16 protein-coding genes are annotated in these 17,139 nt (G+C 34.6%); 5 read left to right on the forward strand and 11 right to left on the reverse strand.

Annotation, left to right across the window (positions count from 1 at the left end; all coding sequences use genetic code 11):
• Window positions 1–118 precede the first annotated feature (118 nt).
• From solA to AC6UDD_RS03120, 3 genes are all read left to right on the forward strand, one after another.
• Window positions 119–1,255, forward strand: a complete 1,137-nt coding sequence (gene solA / locus AC6UDD_RS03110; RefSeq protein ID WP_500718620.1) for an N-methyl-L-tryptophan oxidase — start codon at window positions 119–121, stop codon at window positions 1,253–1,255.
• Window positions 1,256–1,965: 710 nt separating this feature from the next.
• The gene (locus tag AC6UDD_RS03115) at window positions 1,966–2,679 is read left to right on the forward strand and encodes a hypothetical protein (protein ID WP_500718622.1); all 714 of its coding nucleotides are present in this window, start codon (window positions 1,966–1,968) and stop codon (window positions 2,677–2,679) included.
• An 8-nt stretch (window positions 2,680–2,687) separates the two neighbouring features.
• Window positions 2,688–3,455: an HAD-IIB family hydrolase gene (locus tag AC6UDD_RS03120; RefSeq protein WP_500718624.1), complete on the forward strand. Its 768-nt coding sequence runs from the start codon at window positions 2,688–2,690 to the stop codon at window positions 3,453–3,455.
• A gap of 149 nt (window positions 3,456–3,604) precedes the next feature.
• On the opposite strand, the gene AC6UDD_RS03125 is transcribed toward AC6UDD_RS03120, so the two are convergent.
• Entirely contained in the window at window positions 3,605–4,468 is an 864-nt protein-coding gene (locus tag AC6UDD_RS03125) for a DegV family protein (protein WP_500718626.1), read from the reverse strand.
• Window positions 4,469–4,482: 14 nt separating this feature from the next.
• Window positions 4,483–4,902 carry a MarR family winged helix-turn-helix transcriptional regulator gene (locus AC6UDD_RS03130; protein ID WP_500718628.1) on the reverse strand — a complete coding sequence of 140 codons (420 nt, stop codon included), beginning with the start codon at window positions 4,900–4,902 and terminating at the stop codon, window positions 4,483–4,485.
• A gap of 125 nt (window positions 4,903–5,027) precedes the next feature.
• On the opposite strand from AC6UDD_RS03130, the gene AC6UDD_RS03135 reads away from it, so the two are divergent.
• Window positions 5,028–6,764 (forward strand): Rqc2 family fibronectin-binding protein, encoded by a 1,737-nt coding sequence (locus tag AC6UDD_RS03135; protein ID WP_500718630.1) that lies wholly within the window; start codon window positions 5,028–5,030, stop codon window positions 6,762–6,764.
• Window positions 6,765–6,775: 11 nt separating this feature from the next.
• Here the strand turns inward: AC6UDD_RS03135 and AC6UDD_RS03140 are convergent, their stop codons facing one another.
• The 7 genes from AC6UDD_RS03140 to AC6UDD_RS03170 are packed head-to-tail and all read right to left on the reverse strand — an operon-like array spanning window position 6,776 to window position 14,385.
• Entirely contained in the window at window positions 6,776–9,295 is a 2,520-nt protein-coding gene (locus tag AC6UDD_RS03140) for a carbamoyl phosphate synthase preATP-grasp domain-containing protein (protein ID WP_500718633.1), read from the reverse strand.
• 4 nt (window positions 9,296–9,299) lie between these two features.
• Window positions 9,300–10,373: a carbamoyl phosphate synthase small subunit gene (locus AC6UDD_RS03145; protein ID WP_500718635.1), complete on the reverse strand. Its 1,074-nt coding sequence runs from the start codon at window positions 10,371–10,373 to the stop codon at window positions 9,300–9,302.
• Window positions 10,374–10,385: 12 nt separating this feature from the next.
• A complete protein-coding gene (pyrR, locus tag AC6UDD_RS03150; protein WP_500718637.1) occupies window positions 10,386–10,922 on the reverse strand; it encodes a bifunctional pyr operon transcriptional regulator/uracil phosphoribosyltransferase PyrR in 537 nt (178 codons plus the stop codon).
• A 12-nt stretch (window positions 10,923–10,934) separates the two neighbouring features.
• Complete coding sequence (locus AC6UDD_RS03155) at window positions 10,935–11,852, reverse strand: RluA family pseudouridine synthase (RefSeq protein WP_500718639.1); 918 nt, start codon at window positions 11,850–11,852, stop codon at window positions 10,935–10,937.
• Window positions 11,842–12,345, reverse strand: coding sequence for a signal peptidase II (gene lspA, locus AC6UDD_RS03160; protein ID WP_500718643.1), 504 nt, complete (start codon window positions 12,343–12,345; stop codon window positions 11,842–11,844). Before lspA ends, AC6UDD_RS03155 begins: the two co-directional genes overlap by 11 nt.
• The gene (locus tag AC6UDD_RS03165; RefSeq protein WP_500718645.1) at window positions 12,320–13,978 is read right to left on the reverse strand and encodes a formate--tetrahydrofolate ligase; all 1,659 of its coding nucleotides are present in this window, start codon (window positions 13,976–13,978) and stop codon (window positions 12,320–12,322) included. Before AC6UDD_RS03165 ends, lspA begins: the two co-directional genes overlap by 26 nt.
• Before the next feature lie 11 nt (window positions 13,979–13,989).
• On the reverse strand, window positions 13,990–14,385 hold the full coding sequence (locus tag AC6UDD_RS03170) for an EbsA family protein (protein ID WP_500718647.1): 396 nt from the start codon (window positions 14,383–14,385) through the stop codon (window positions 13,990–13,992).
• Between the two features lie 40 nt (window positions 14,386–14,425).
• Between AC6UDD_RS03170 and AC6UDD_RS03175 the strand changes: the two genes are divergently transcribed.
• The gene (locus AC6UDD_RS03175) at window positions 14,426–14,830 is read left to right on the forward strand and encodes a reverse transcriptase-like protein (protein WP_500718649.1); all 405 of its coding nucleotides are present in this window, start codon (window positions 14,426–14,428) and stop codon (window positions 14,828–14,830) included.
• On the opposite strand, the gene AC6UDD_RS03180 is transcribed toward AC6UDD_RS03175, so the two are convergent.
• A complete protein-coding gene (locus AC6UDD_RS03180; RefSeq protein WP_500718652.1) occupies window positions 14,827–15,939 on the reverse strand; it encodes an NAD(P)/FAD-dependent oxidoreductase in 1,113 nt (370 codons plus the stop codon). The two genes, AC6UDD_RS03175 and AC6UDD_RS03180, sit on opposite strands and share 4 nt — an antisense overlap.
• The gene (locus AC6UDD_RS03185) at window positions 15,940–17,088 is read right to left on the reverse strand and encodes a THUMP domain-containing class I SAM-dependent RNA methyltransferase (protein ID WP_500718654.1); all 1,149 of its coding nucleotides are present in this window, start codon (window positions 17,086–17,088) and stop codon (window positions 15,940–15,942) included.
• Window positions 17,089–17,139 lie beyond the last annotated feature (51 nt).

Genomic DNA, 17,139 nt, shown 5'->3' on the forward strand with positions numbered 1-17,139 from the left:
AGAAAACTGACAATCAAAGCCCGGTGGTACCGCGTTTATTCGTCCAAGCTCTTGAAACTTTTGTTTCAAGAGCTTTTTTGTATTTTCTTTTAATATAATAAAACAACGGAGGCATAATATGTCTGATAATATTTTTGATTTAGCAATCATTGGAACAGGATCTGTTGGTTCGGCGGCAGGATACTACGCTAATCAACACAATAGTAATATTTTAGAGTTGGATATCGCTAAACCACCACATACACTTGGATCACATCACGGGCAGACTAGAATTATCCGGCATGCTTATGGCGAGGGAGAGAAGTATATCCCGCTTCTACTAGAAGCTCAAAGATTATGGGATAAACTCCAGAAACAGAGCGGTAAACGGCTTTTCCATAAAACTGGCGTTCTGACCGTCGGGCCAAAAGATTCAGCATTTTTGAATAATATCAAAGCGTCTGCCAATGACTACGATATTGATATTGTTCCTTATACTTCAACTGAGATTCACGATCAATGGCATAACTGGAATTTTGACGATCAATATGAGGGTGTTTTAGAGCCAGGTGCAGGGTATTTAGAATCAGAGGAAATTATTAAAACATATATCGAAGGTGCTAAAAATAATGGTGTTACCCAAAACTTTGATAGTTTTGTTAGAAAGATTGATCAGCAAGACAACGGAATTGTTGATATTAAAACCCAAGATCATACTTTTTATGCCAAAAATGTCATTTTATCAGCAGGAACGTGGGTAAAACAACTATTACCCAATTTACCAATCACACCAACAAGAAAAGTATTTGCGTGGTTTAATGTTAATGACGCTAGCTTAAATGAAGCCAACAGGTTTCCTGCTTTTACGGTAGAACTTAAAAATGATGCTCAATACTACGGTTTTCCTGGAAGTGACGGTACAATCAAAATTGGACGTCACCAAGGTGGGCAAAAGATAAGTACGCGTAAAGAAAGGGGTAAATTTGGTGATTACCCTGAAGATTTACATGAAATCGATCCATTACTAAAGCATCATTTGACAGGGACCGGGGGTATCGACCATGGTGGGACATGTTCGTATGATCTTTCTCCTGACGGCGATTTTATTATTGATCGGATTCCATCCATGAATAAGATTCAAATTGTAACTGGATTAAGTGGACACGGATTCAAATTTGCCAGTGTGCTTGGTAAACTATTAAGTGATCAAGCTTTTGGAAAATCAAATTCTTATAATTTAGAACCATTTAAACTAGATCGATTTAAACAAGATTAATTTTGAATCCAATTAAAATTTGATCGACGAAATAACAACAACTATTATTGTTGTTATTTTTTTACAAATCATTATACAATTAATTAACGAACATTAATAATAATTCTTAATATAAAGATGAATTATTTTTATGTTAAAATATATAGAATTAAATGCTTACTAGTAAAGGAATATAAACATACGCTGATTTGACACTTACTGATTTTATAGTAGTATTTAAAGTGTGTCAGTTTAGTATTCACGAACTTTATAACTAACATGTGTGTAAATAGTTAATATTTACTAACTAATAAGGCTCAAATAATCTATAATAAAAGAAAGAATGTATAAAAGTGTTTAATATTAGAACTTATCGCGATTCATTAATTAATTTCCACAAAAATATTTATTATGACAAAAACAAACAAGGGTGGATTATAACTAATAATCATCTTTCGGAGGACATACTGAAAAATTCATACTTTTCAGCAAACAGTTTACAAACTAAACTAAAAAACAGTAACTTATCCTTAAATGAAATAAAAATTGCAAAAAATTTTTATGATACTTGGTTAATATATTGCGATAATGAAAAACACAATAGTTCACGTTATATAATTAAAAGTTATCTCGATGATTCTTTAAAGAAATTAGATAATAATGTTATTAAGCAAATAATATATAAACACATAAATTCATTATATAAATCAGAAACAATTAATTTAGTGTCAATGGCAAATAATATTTGTAGAGAGATAATGGCTAAGATTTTTGGCATTTCAGAAGCAGATTATAATGATTTAATTAATATATCGAGACCTATAACCAATTTTTTATATGATTCTAAAATAACAAAATCTAACTTTATAAAAGCAGATGACAGTTTAAAAAGATATAATTTACAATTACAAAATATCATTTCAAACAAAGATTTTTCTAAAAATAGTATTTTACATAAAATGTGGGAAGACAACGATGTTTCAATTGGTTTAATGATTAATGTATTAATTGATGGACAAGATCCATTTGAATCTGCCATGAAAAGTGTAATGTATTTATGGTCACAAGGAATGACCACAAAGTTTAGTTCAGATTTAAAAAACATATTTTCCGTAATAGCACCATTTACTTATGTATCAAGAATTGCAATTGATGATTATAAAATAGGTGATTTTACTATTCATAAAGGTGATAGAGTTTTGTGTGTAATTTCGGAACAAAGTAATACACAAAGCGCACATCACGGTAGTTTAGCCTTTGGAAAAGGAATCCACCGTTGTTTAGGTGAGCCCTTAGTTATGAAGTCAATAAGATTAATGTATGAAGTATTAAATGGATTTAATTATAAATTTATCCTTAATAATTATAAAACTAATAATGAATTTGGTTACTTTACGTTTACAGATATCAATGTAAAAGTGATTCAAAAAGAAATTAAGAGGTAATTATAAACATGCTATATGTATTTGATGTTGACGGAACGTTGAGCTTTAATGGTGTTGAAATAGATTCAGAAATTGTAAATGCAATTAAGCAACTAGCAAAACATAATGAAATTATCTTTGCCTCAGCTCGACCAATTCGAGACTTAATTCCAATCGTACCAACGTTTAAAAACTTTACATTAATAGGTGCAAACGGGGCGCTTGTATCAAAAAATTGTCATACTTATTCAATAAAACCCATTAGTAATTGTGATATACAATTTACTAAAAATATTATTAAAAAATACGATTTAAATTACATAATTGATAGCAATTGGGATTATAGTGCCAAAGTAAACGCTTCAAATCCAATATTTATCCAATTAGACCCAAATCATTTAGCTGAAAATGTAGCTATCTCATCAATCAAAAAAGCCGTTAAAATCATCTTATTGGACATAAATGACTATTTAATTGATAAAATAGCGGCATTTATTGAACAAAACACGTCATTATCAGTTGTTAAACATACTGGAGAAAACAATATTGATTTGACTGCTCAAAACATCAATAAATACAGTGCGTTAAGGACTATCACTGATAGCAATTACATTGCATTTGGGAATGATAATAACGATCAAGAATTACTCTCGAACGCTTTCAAAAGTAATTGGGTGGACGATGGTAGCAACAAACTCAGCAAGATGAATTTAAAACCTGATAGAATAATTTCTAATTCAAATGATGAGGTCGCAAAATTAATTCAAAGTTACATAAATGTTGAGGATCAAAAATAGGTATGGTGTGCTTCTTTTAAATATGAAGTCTACTTCGTATAATATATATTATGTAAACTAGATAAAAGAATAAACAATCAAGTGCTCCCTATATAAATATGTATTAAAAAGAACACCAAAAATGGTGTTCTTTGATTTCCAATTATATTTTATTTATTAATATCTTTGATCCATCCTAGTGCAAGAGCTCCGCTACCTAAATGAGTACCAATTGCTGGACCGAATGATCCGCGGGTAACTTTCATATTGGGATATTTCTCTTGAATGGATTTCTGCCAAACATCGGCTTCCTTTGGATTATTAGCATCAATTACAGCAACTTCAATTGGATAATCAGCTTTTGATACTGCTTCAGAAAATAAATCTTCAACACGTTTAAGTGCTTTTTTCTTAGAACGAACTTTATCAAATGCTACAATCTCATCGGTTTGATTATCAAAAGTCAAAATAGGCTTTATATTTAATAGTCCTCCCACGAATGCAGTTGCATTTGATAGCCGTCCTCCCTTTACTAAATTATCTAAATCATCGACAACAATCAATTCATCAATGGTTGATCGCAAAAGATCAAGTTTTTTGATAATTTCTTCCGAGGGAACATTGCTTTGGGCCAATTTAGCTGCATATTTTACTAAAGCTGCCATTGGATCAACAGTAATGCCGGAATTAAAGGGACAAATTTTAATGTTATCCATCATTTTTGCCACGTTACAAACTGCCTGATACATGCCAGAAATTGTTGAAGCCAAGTGGATACTAATTACTGCATCGTAACCATCTTCTGCTAACTTGTTATACTCCTCAATGAGTGCCCCAATTGGAGGTTGTGAAGTCGTTGGTAACGTGGGTGATTCTTGAAGCTTTTGGTAGAATTCTTTATTGGTAATGTCAATTCCTTCGCGGTAACTTTTACCGTTGAAGATTACGGAGATTGGAATAATATGAACATTATATTTTTTGATATCTTCTTTAGATAAATACGATGTACTATCAGTAACAATCGCTGTCTTCATTTCTTTCACCTAACCTATTTACGGATTTTCTTCATACTTGTTTCTAATCGATTGAGCAGAATCTTTAAAAGATTCTTTTCTTCATCGGTCCACTGATTAAAAATTTGTGTGGAAAGATCTTCATAGTCATTGCTAATTTGCCGACAAGCATTCCCACCTTTATCAGTAATACTGTATATTAACTGGCGTTTATCTTGTCCCACGGCTTTCTTTTGAATCATTTCTTTTTCAACTAGTCGTTTCAATTGTCGTGATAAAGTTGATGTATCTAAGTTCAGTGACTTAGAAAGCGACTCTTGGGTTGTATAGCCGTCATTAATGGCAATCAATAATTGCCATTCTGAAATAGTAAGATTTGATTTTTTGGTAAGAGCTTGGAGCTGTTGTTGATGCATCTTTCCAACAACTCTAAGAGCAGTTAAACTATTTTTCATTGATATTCCTCCGTAAAATATTATACCATTAATTGCCTAATACAAGATTACGGATTTAATATTTATGTGCTACCACTCAAGAATATAAGTTATACTGGAAAATGAAGCAAAAAGGAGTGTTATATATGTCATTTGACGGATCATTTACACATGCAATGAGTCATGAATTAAATAGCAAATTATTAAACGGACGTGTTTCAAAAATAAACGAACCCTACCCTAATGAAATTATTTTAACCATTCGCTCTAATCATAATAATTATCAGTTATTATTATCAGCAAATCCCTCATACGCTCGAGTTCAAATTACAAACGTCCCTTTTACAAATCCGAAAGTTCCAACTAATTTTGCCATGACACTAAGAAAACACCTGAGTGGAAGCTTTATTAGCAAGATTCATCAAGTAAACAATGATCGGATTATTCACATTCATTTTAATACAAGGAATGAATTGGGTGATATTGAGGAATTAGTCCTTGTCATTGAGGTAATGGCACGTCACAGTAACATCATTTTAGTTCAAGCTAAAGATTCATCAATAATTGATTCAGTTAGAAGAATTTCGTCTGCTCAAAATCGATACCGAACCATTCTTCCAGGATCTAAATATATTCAACCCCCAAAACAAAATCTTGTTGATCCGTTTCACGTTAATGAAAAGGAAATAACTGAAATTGAAAAGCTTGATCATAATTTTCCGAATATTGACATGTTTGCTGATGAATTACGTAAGTATCTTCAGGGACTTGGAACGGATACAGCATACGCACTTGGGAATGCCCTTCATGTATCAGGATCAACGTTAAAACAAAAGTACTGGAAATTTTTTGATCATTTTGACAATCCTGAACCGGCAATTGGAACTGATATGAATGGAAAACTCCAATTTTCAGCATTTCCGTATATTGGAATTCAATCAAATCATCGATTTAACACTTTAAGTGATATGCTAGACGAATATTATCAAACCAAGGTTCAACACGAACGTGTTCGAGAGCAAGGATCACAATTAATCAGAATTACCAAAAACGAACTCAAAAAGAACCGAAAAAAACTTAAAAAACTACAAAAGACTCTAAAAGAATCTGAACATGCAGACGACTACCGTGTTAAGGGCGAAATCTTAATGACCTACTTGAATCAAGTGAAAATCGGTGCCAAGAGCATTAAACTACCCAATTTTTATGACAATAACAACGACATCGTTATTGCACTCGACCCTTCCCTATCGGCTTCTGAGAATGCTCAGAAATACTTTAAAAAATATGATAAGAAACGTAATGCAAAAGAATATGTAATTAAGCAAATTCGCGAATGTCAGGACGAAATTAATTATTTTGAAAGTATCGAATCACAAATTGAAATTGCCGATCCACAAGATTTGGACGATATTAAAACGGAATTAAAAGAGGGCGGATATATAAGAAAACCCAATAAAAATAATGGTAAGCGTCGAAAAGCTAAGGTCAGCAAGCCTGAAAAATTTATCTCAGATGATGGAGATATAATTTTGGTTGGGAAAAACAATTTACAAAATGATCAACTTACCCTTAAAACAGCGGATAAACGTGATATGTGGCTTCATGTCCAAAATATTCATGGCTCCCACGTAATAATTAAATCATTTAGCCCAAGTGAAAGGACAATACTTCAAGCTTCTGAATTGGCTGCTTATTTTTCTAAGGCAAGAGCATCCGCTAATGTACCGGTTGATTATGTTAAAGTAAAAGCCGTAAAAAAACCAAATGGTGGAAAACCTGGTTTTGTCACCTATCGTGGTCAAAGTACAGTGTACGTTACGCCAACAGAAGAAATTGTTAAACATTTAAGAGCGAATAGTAAAAAACAAGATACTAATTAGTATCTTGTTTTTTATTTCAATAATTTGTTAGTTGCTTCGTTAATAGTATGACCAATTGATAATTTAGCTCCTGATTCAAGTGATCGGTCTTTTTGATAATCGTACACTCCAAGTTGCTTAAATGGGAATGAAGCCTGCATCACTGTAAAATGTGTTGAAGAGTCAATTTTGGGGACGGCATTTACAATTTTATCAATATCCAAATGTCCCGTTGCCATCCTGACCAACACGCCAATCCAGTTAATTCCAGTGGACATATTTAAAAGAACGGTCTCAGTAATTCGAAGTGGTCTCACACCAGTAATCTTAATTTTGTCTTGATACCTGTAAAAAAGAACCTGAACTAACCCATGAAGACTTTGGTTTTTCACTGCTACCTTAGCTCGTTCAACTAGCCCTTCCACATTCAAAACATCTTTACCATAAGGAACATAATAATCTGTTTGAAGACTAATGTCGTCATCGTTTCCATCACCAGATTTAAAACCCACGGTTGAAATTGGAACTATTTTGTTCTCCGTTACTAATAAATCAAACGCAAAATCAACGTGAGATCCATACCAAACTGCATCTTTTTGATTTGGTGGTAAAACCACCAACTTGAAATCATGATACTTACTAAGTTCACGAATTAGGAAGTGACGATTACCCGTCAGAAAGACATATTGGGGTTTCTCAGTTTGAATGACGTCTAAAATTTCTCCCAGTTGAATTGGCTCAATGTACTGCTTGTCACTCATCATTGGCGCTAGGGAAGCAGAATTAGGATTATTATTTAAAATTACAGTGTCAAATCCAATCCTTTTAAGTTGAATTAATATTTCACTAGTATAGAAATCAGAAGCAATATTGGGCCCAATTTTATTTCTGCCCTTTCCAATTACTAGTGCGGTGTTATTCCCGATTTGATTAGATTCGTTGTCAATTTCATAACTAGCATAGAAGGAATTAATTTTTTCGGGAAATTCTCCAGCCGTTGGTTCGATCATTTTATATGTTTTATAAGAATCTTTTTGACGAAGTTTATTGATATCGGTATGGCAAATGGATGACAACATTCCATCACCAAATCCCATTTCATGAGCTAACCTGAAAGCTTTATCGTCATTTTGATGTTTAAAAATATACGATCGACTCTTATCAATATTTGCCATGATCACAAAGAAAAATTGATCAATTTTGGTCAATTCTTGTAAATCTTCAATACTATAATGACGTGAGAGGGCTTCAAATAAAATTGGAAGCTGAATATCAGTTGGATGAATCAACTGTGAAATTAATTCATCTTCGGAAAGTTCAGAATAACTTGGTAAAACATCTTTTGGACTTGATTGCGAACTTCTAATGGCCTTTAACAAAGCGGCTTCACAACTACGACCTACCCCAATTACTGATCCAATGGACTTGGTTTTAGTTCCAAGTTGTGAATCAGCATCAGGTAGTTGCTCAAACGGCCAAATGGGAATTTTTACCGTGATATGATCACTGATTGGTTGAAGCACCGTTGTAAATTTATGAAAACGTGTAGGCAATTTAATTTTTGTAATTGGATGGTTTAATAATAATTGTGAGGTAACCATGGCAATTGGATAGCCAGTTGATCTGGCTGCTAAGGTCGTACTCATATTAAAACTTGGATTAACCTTTAAAACAAAACAGTCATTTGTTTCCGTATTTAAAGCAAATTGTACATGACAAACTCCTTTGATTCCCAAAACGTCCATGACTTGAAACGAAATTGATCGCATCATTTGAATCTGAGTATCATTTAAAGTTTGTGCTGGGGTAAAAACGACCGAATCATTTGAGTTCACTCCGACTGGGTTCATATCTTCTAAAGAAGATATCATCATTTTGGTTCCCATTGTGTCACGCAGTGAAACCGTTCCAACCTCTTTGTAACCGACAATTTCCCTCTCTATTAGGCACTTGCCGGATTTTGACTCCTCAAAGATGGTATCAGCTTCGTTAGTTATTTGTTTCATATTTTGAAAAATCAAACGTTGTTGTCGAACTTTAGGATCTAATGGTCTAACAGAAATTGGGAATGAAATTTTATCAATTACATTCCTTAAATCATCAAAGTTATCAACAATATAATAATCAGGGGTGGGGATCCCATATTCCTTTAACCTCTGATTCAATCGATTCTCATTATTAAATAAATCAATATTATCTTCATTCAATCCAATGATTTTAACGTTGTTTTCTTTTAAGATTCCATTTTTGTTTAGTCGTTGAATAACCTTTAGAGCGTCGACACCCCCAAAAACTGAAGTAACAGCATCAATTTTTTCTGTTTCAATGACATGCTTAGCGTTTTCAGTATTAACAGGCTTAATGTAAACATTATCTGGATTCATTTCCTGCAATATCACAGAATAAGGATTATTGTCTAAAAGAAAAGTAGTAATTCCACGTTTTTTCCAAACTTGAAGTGCTTGAAATGCGGCAGAGTCTAGCTCACATTCCTGTCCAATCCCGGACGGCCCTGCCCCAATTATTAATATTTTTTTGAACTCGTTTTTCATCAAGTTATCTCCCATGAGCCGTAATGCTTTCTAGAAATTCATCAAACAAATCAATACTGTCAGTTGGACCACTAGACCCATCTGGAGAAAATTGGACTGAGAAACTTGGATAATCACGGTGCCTAATTCCTTGAACTGTTCCATTGATTAAGTCTATGTATGTCACAATTAATTTTGATGTGTCGACAGAATTGGGATCTACGGCATAATCTTGAGCCTGATTAGCATAAATAATTTGATTAGTAATAATTTTTTGAATGGGATGATTACTGCCATGGTGTCCAAGCTTCATTCGATAAACACTGGCTCCATTAGCCATAGCTAGCAACTCGTGGCCTAATCCCATACCAAAAACTGGAAGTGCCTGCTCTAACTTAGCAATCGTCTTTAAAACACTTTCATCAATTTCATGTGGTGATCCAGGCCCCGTTGATAAAATAATACCTTCCGGGTCAAGATCAATAATTTCCTGGTATGAAGTGTCAAAAGGAAGCACAATTACATTGCAATCCCTTTGAGATAATTGACGAATAATTCCCTCTTTTAAGCCAAAATCAAGTACTGCAACGGTTTTGCCATTTCCAGGGACCAAATAAGGCTTAGGTGTAGCCACCTGTTGAATCTGCTGATTACTTAAAACGGCCGCATTTAACTGATCAAATGCATGTTCATCATTAACATCAACGAGACTCGCTTTTGAAATATCGTGTTCCATGATGTATTTCAAAAGATAACGGGTATCAATTGCCGTTATCCCCGGAATATTACGTTGCTTAAGGAATGTATCTAGAGATATATTTTTCAAGTAACTAGTTGAAATATCCTCACTGTGATGGACAACCACACCCTTAGCTGATGTTAAAATAGACTCATAGTTTTTTCGATTGATTCCGATATTACCAACTGAAGGTTGCATGAACGCCACAATTTGATTGTGATAAATAGGATCCGTGATTGATTCTTGGTAGCCATTAAGATTCGTATTCATAACGATCTCGCCCGTAACGGTTGATTCAGCCCCAATTGACTTTCCCACAAATGAAGTGCCATCATTTAGGATTAAATATCTTTTAGTCATAATCAAGATCCCTTACTTGTTAGAAACGATTTCGACAGAATCACGATCATCAATTTCTGAAACCAAAACATTAACTTTTTCGTCCTTTGAGCTAGGGATATTTTTCCCAACAAAATCAGCTCGAATCGGTAGTTCACGGTGACCACGATCAACTAATACGGCTAAACCAATTCTTTTTGGTCGCCCCATTTCATTGATTGCCCCTAATGCTGCCCGCACAGTCCGGCCAGTGTATAGTACATCATCAACTAGGATCACATTTTTATTATCGACGTCTACCCCATCATTATTGGTTGGATTAGGTTTTGTCTTTTTGTTCTTTAGGTCATCACGATATTTGGTTGTATCTAATTCCACAACCGGAATTTTAGCATTCTCAAGTTTTTCCAAGCGTTTAGCAATTCTTCTTGCCAGGTACACTCCACGAGTCTTAATACCAACTAAAACCAGATCGTTGATACCCTTATTCTTCTCAATAATTTCATAAGTGATTCGTGTCAAAGCTCGTTGCATGGCCATACCATCAACTACAACTTTCTCTTTTGCCATAAATATCACTCCTTAACTGATATCGGAATACTGTTTTCTTAATTGATCGATTGTTTTTTGAAAAATTGGTGGTGCCGGAACTTTAAAATCGAGTTCTTCATGTGTAACTGGATGTTTAAATCCCAGTTCAGCGGCGTGTAAAAACTGTCCGTTCCCCTTAATGGTATTTTTAGGTCCATAAAGTGGATCACCAACGAGTGGATGGCCGATATACTTCATATGGACTCTAATTTGATGCGTTCTTCCTGTTTCTAACTGACATTCCACTAAGGTATATTTTCCACCAAACCGTTCAAGAACGTGGAAATGAGTGATGGCATTCCTTCCGTTAGGAATTACTGCCTGTTTCTTGCGATCTTTAAAGGATCTGCCAATCGGAGCATCAATGGTACCACGTTCTTCATTAATATTACCATGAACCAGCGCTAAATACTTTCTGCGATTAGTTTTTTCCTTTAGTTGTTTGGACAATGATTTATGAGCAATATCAGTCTTAGCCACCATTAACAATCCAGAAGTATCCTTATCGATTCGATGAACAATTCCTGGTCTGATTGTCCCATTAATAGAAGACAATTTTGTATGATACAACAGTGCATTAACGAGAGTATGGTCAGGATGACCGGGAGCGGGATGAACTACCATTCCCTGTGGTTTGTTGACCACAATCACCTGATCATCTTCATAAATAATATCCAACTTAATGTTCTCTGGCACTAAATTCATTTGTTTAGGCTCAGGGATAGAAATTTGAATGAGATCATTATCTTGGGATTTGTATTTTGGCTTTTTAGCATCACCATTAACTAAAATTAAATGATCCTTGATTAATTCATTTGCACGACTACGACTTAAATCTTCATAGTGCTCAGAAACCAATTTATCAAGTCGCTCGTTTTCATTACCAGCTCTAAATTCTCTATTTTGCATTTTTCTCACTCTCAGGTTTTGCTAATAAAATAACTAAGAACAGGACAATCACACCAATCGTTACACAAGAATCAGCTACGTTAAAAATTGGAAAGTTCATAAAATCTAATTGAATCATATCGGTAACTGCTCCTAAAAACAGCCGATCTAACAAATTACCAACCGTTCCAACCAACATCAACGTTAAACCAAACAAGTATCCGATATGATATCTTTCGATGTAAATAAATATCATAAAAACCAAAACAGCTCCAGTGGCAATGAATTCAAAAATGAAAGATTTCCCAGCAAGAAAACTCCAAGCAGCGCCTGTGTTATTGATATTAGTCAGTGATATGACTCCAGGAATGAATGGAATTTCTTTTCCAAGTGGAACGTTAATCCGAATCCACCATTTTGAAATTTGATCAAAGATCAGAAGAACCAAGAACATTAGTGCAAAACATATCCATACTAAGATTTGTTTTTTAGAATAATCCGGTGATTTTTTCATTTTTATCAATATCCATTTCTGCTGCGGCTGGATGCTTAGGTAATCCCGGCATAGTGATTACTTTTCCAGCCATCGCCACAATGTATCCTGCTCCTAATTTCGGTAATAATTCAGTAATATACAAAGTGAACCCACTTGGATCACCTAATTTTTTAGGGTCATCTGATAAAGAATATTGAGTTTTAGAAATACAGATTGGTAGTTTATCCCATCCATTTCTTTCAATGTCCTTTAATTGTTTCATGGCTTTACCAGAAAGTACGACGTCCTTTGCTCCATAAATCTTTTTAGCGACTTTATTAATTTTATCAATCAAGGAGTCCTCGTCATTGTAAACTCGATTAATGGATGCATTATTATCAACAAGTTTGATTAATTTTCGAGCAAGGTCAATTGAACCCTTACCACCCTCAAGAAATGATTTGCTAATACCAAATTCAACGTCTTGTTCCCTTAAATGATCACTTAACCACTTAATTTCTTCAGGAGCATCATCATTAAACTGATTAATAGCAACGATAATTGGCTTGTTAAAAGATTTCATTGCTTTGATATGATGATCAAGGTTCTTTACTCCAGATTTTAATGCTTCCACGTTTGGTGTGGCTAAGTTTTTTTTACTAATCCCACCATTAAATTTCAGAGCACGAATTGATGCAACTATAACGACTGCACTCGGATCTGCGTTTAAGTGTGGTGATACCAAATCCATAAATTTCTCACCACCTAGATCGGAACCAAATCCTGCCTCAGTTAACGTATAATCAGCAACTTTAAGAGCCGCATTAGTAGCTTGAACACTGTTACACCCCATAGCTAAATTAGCAAACGGTCCTCCATGAACAAACGCTGGGGTATGTTCTAACGTCTGAACTAAATTGGGATTAATCGCATCCATTAAAATAATTGTTAAAGCACTTTCCACCCCTAGATCTGAAACAAAAACTGGTTGATCATCATAAGTGTATCCAATTAAAATATTCTTAATACGTTTTTTTAAATCATTTAAATCAGTTGATAGACACAAAATGGCCATTAATTCACTTGCAGCCGTGATTTCGAAATGCTCTTCTCTAGGAACGCCGGACTTAGATCCACCTAGTCCAATGACCATATTTCTTAGTTCACGATCGTTAACATCCATCGCTCGGTGCCACTGAATTTTACGTGGATCTAAATGTAGAGGATTTCCCTGTTGAATCGAATTGTCGATCAGTGCCGCTAAAGTATTATTAGCTGAAGTTAAAGCATGAATATCCCCCGTAAAATTAAGATTAATGTTCACCATTGGTTCAACTTGAGCAAATCCGCCTCCGGCTGCTCCACCTTTCATTCCCATCACAGGACCCATAGAAGGTTCCCGCAAAGCAATGGCAACTTTTTTCTTTAGCTGATTTAGTGCATCGCCAAGACCAATTAATACAGTTGATTTTCCCTCTCCAGCTGGGGTTGGATTAATCGCGGTTACTAAAATTAACTTTTTCTTTGTATGTTGATCACGGGTGTTACCAGACACTTTTGCCATATATTTTCCATATGGGTTTACTTCTTCATCAGGAATCGAAAGTTTCTTAGTAATATCTTGAATCGGGTCTAGTTTACTTTCCTGCGATATTTCAATATCAGTTTTCATTCATATACCTTCTATCTCTTTACTTCGGTACTAAAGGCTTCTTTTAATTCAATAATCGAATTGTTAGGAAGGATAAAATTATAGTTCTTATTTTTGTAACTAAAGGATAATTGGAACTTCTTGGAATGGATGTTAACAATATCCTGAATATTCATTTTAATTCCTTTAGGATGAAATACACTCCGCACTATTAAGGTTTTATTTGATAAGATTAGCTTTCTAAAGTGAATTTGGATCCATGACAGTAGAATAAACACAATAAAGAAACACAACGTAATTTCTTGAAAATGGGTTATTTCTAACCAAATAATCACTCCGATTAGTAAAACAATAAAAGTCCAACTCCAACAAATGATACTTGTAGTGATATTTGGTTGATACAAAAACTTTCTTTTTTGAGTTATCATAGTTTAAACCTCTTTATTAAACGAATGGAGTAATTTATTAATGTACAAATTATATTCTGATGCAGCTATTAAACCTAAAAGCAGTCAATGTGGAATTGGAATTTTAATTCTTCATCGAAAACAACAAATTCAAGTTAAAAAGCGATGCACAGCAAAGAACAATCACATCGGCGAATTTAAAGCATGCATTATGGCGCTAGAAAATTTGTGCGATCATTTAAAACATATTAACAGGGACCCACAAAATGTTACTGTCTTATACTACACTGATAGTTCCATTTTAAGCGATAGCCTTAATAAACAATACGCCAAACATTATCAAAAATATGTTGATGAAATCGTTAAATTACAAGATCAGTTTGCCATGGTGTTAACTAAATGGATTCCTGACACTCAAAATTTAGGGGCCCATGAATTAGCATTTCAAGCTCTTCATTCTAGTTAATTAACGTAGTTAAGGATTGGCTTTTCGTACATATCCCAGTCTTTAGTAATACCAGAGACGACATAATCCGCTAATAGTTTTCCAATCATTGGTCCGGTAGTTAGACCTGACGATCCAAGACCACTACCAATCAATAAATTATTGTGATTAGGGATTGCGCCAAAGAAGGGAGCAAAATCATCTGTATAAGCTCTCGTTCCCACTCTACTACCAATAATATCAGAATAATTCAAGGTGGGAATTAATTTTTTAGCTGAATTAAGTAATTCATCATTAATCTTTGGTTCCTCTTTTAAATCAAAGCCCTTTTCATCGTCGTGAGTAGCTCCGATGATCAATTTTCCGTGTCCAAGCGGAATAAAGTCATATTCTCCTTCTGGCATCATCACTGGCATGTTTTCATGAGTTGGGATATCAGATACTTTTAATTCTACCAATTGTCCCTTTTGAGGTCTAACTTTTACTTTAATGCTAAGAGGAGCAAGGGTTTCTTTTACCCAAGCACCGGTAACTATGATAATTTGATCGAATCTGAATAGTTGATCTTTAAAACTAATAGTATGGTCACTAGTGAGTGTTGCTCTGCCCTTACAAATGGTCAAATTTCGTTTTTTGGCGATTGCAACTAAATGCTTACAGAAGAGATTCCCATTAATCCGACTTCCTCCGGAAACAAAAATTCCTGGATGAGTAGTCGTAAGAATGGGGATCTTATTTTGTACTTCTTCTTTATCTAACCTTTTGATGTCACCCATCTCAGGAGTTGTTTGAACTCTTTTTTTAGCTAAAGTATAGAGCTCATCTAAATCGTTATTATCTTTTCTTGTGATGATGGTACCACTACTATTAAAAGTTGCTGAATTCATTTGGGTTTGATCAGCAATTTTAGGAATCAATTTAGCTCCAGCCTTTGCTAGGTTATACCATTGTTTATTTCTACGTTTCGATAACCAGGGGGATATGATTCCTGAAGCTGCTTTGGTTGCTTGCCCATAACTATCGTCAAACATCGTTACATCTCGCTGATCAGTATTTGGAAGTTGACTTAGGTAATATGCAAGGGTGGAACCAACTATGCCGCCACCAATAATCGCGATTTTCTTTTTCAATTACTTATCCTTCTTGTTAAAAGTTTGCTCAGCCCAGTATTGGAAATAATCCGTTCTGATTCGTCCATTATACAATTTACGTCGTTTAGTGGCTTTTTTACCATATTCTTTTTCAAAATTTAAGTCACTGGTTAAATAATACTTAGACCAAGTTTTCATAGGAATAAATACCTTCCCCATGTCATGGTAAAGCTGGGCTGCTTCTTTAGTATCACCCATTCTTTGACCATATGGCGGATTGGTAACTAAAACCCCGTCTTGTTTATCGGTATGAAAATCTTGAACGGCCACTTGTTTAAACTGAATGTCATGAAGTAAACCAGCTTCCTCAGCGTTTACTTTGGCATAATTAATCATTTGTTCATTAACATCAGAGGCCATGATATCAAACTCAGTGTCATAATCAGCTTTTGAATCTGCATCGGCACGTACTTTTTTTACAAGTTCTGGATCCACCCAATCCCAGTGTTCGAATACGAACTCACGATTATAACCCGGGGCAATATTTCTAGCAATTAAAGCCGCTTCAATAGGGATGGTTCCAGACCCACACATTGGATCAAGAAATGGCATTTGTTCTGGATGCCAATTTGTTAAAAGAATTAGGGCAGCTGCCATGTTTTCTTTTAGGGGTGCTTCACCCTTTGCGACCCGGTATCCGCGTTTAAACAAACTGGGACCGGTAGTGTCTAATGTATCCATAACTTCGTCTTTATTAACCCGAACTTCAAGTGGATAGAGTGCACCTGATTCAGGTAATCTGGTGCGACGATGATAAAATTTACTTATCTTCTCAACGATTGCTTTTTTAGTAATGGCTTGAATGTCTGGAACACTATGAAGAACTGATTTTTGTGAACGTCCCTCAACTGGAAACTTTCCGTCCATCGGGATCAGGTCTTCCCAATCCAACTTCTTAGTATTCTCAAACAACTCGTCGAAAGTTGTTGCTTTAAAACGTCCCACAATAATTTTAATTCGGTCTGCAGTTCTTAACCATAAATTGGTCTTAATAATGTCAGTAATCGTTCCAGTAAAAAGAACCATTCCATTTTTGACTTCTGGATCGTATCCTAATTTCCGCAGCTCATCTCCTACTAAGCCTTCTAAACCAGCAGAACAAGTTGCCATTAAATTAAATTTTTTCATTGTATTCATTCCCTTTTATATAAAAAAAGAGTGGGAAGATCCCACTCAACC

Source organism: Fructilactobacillus sp. X2R1C3 (assembly GCF_059901425.1).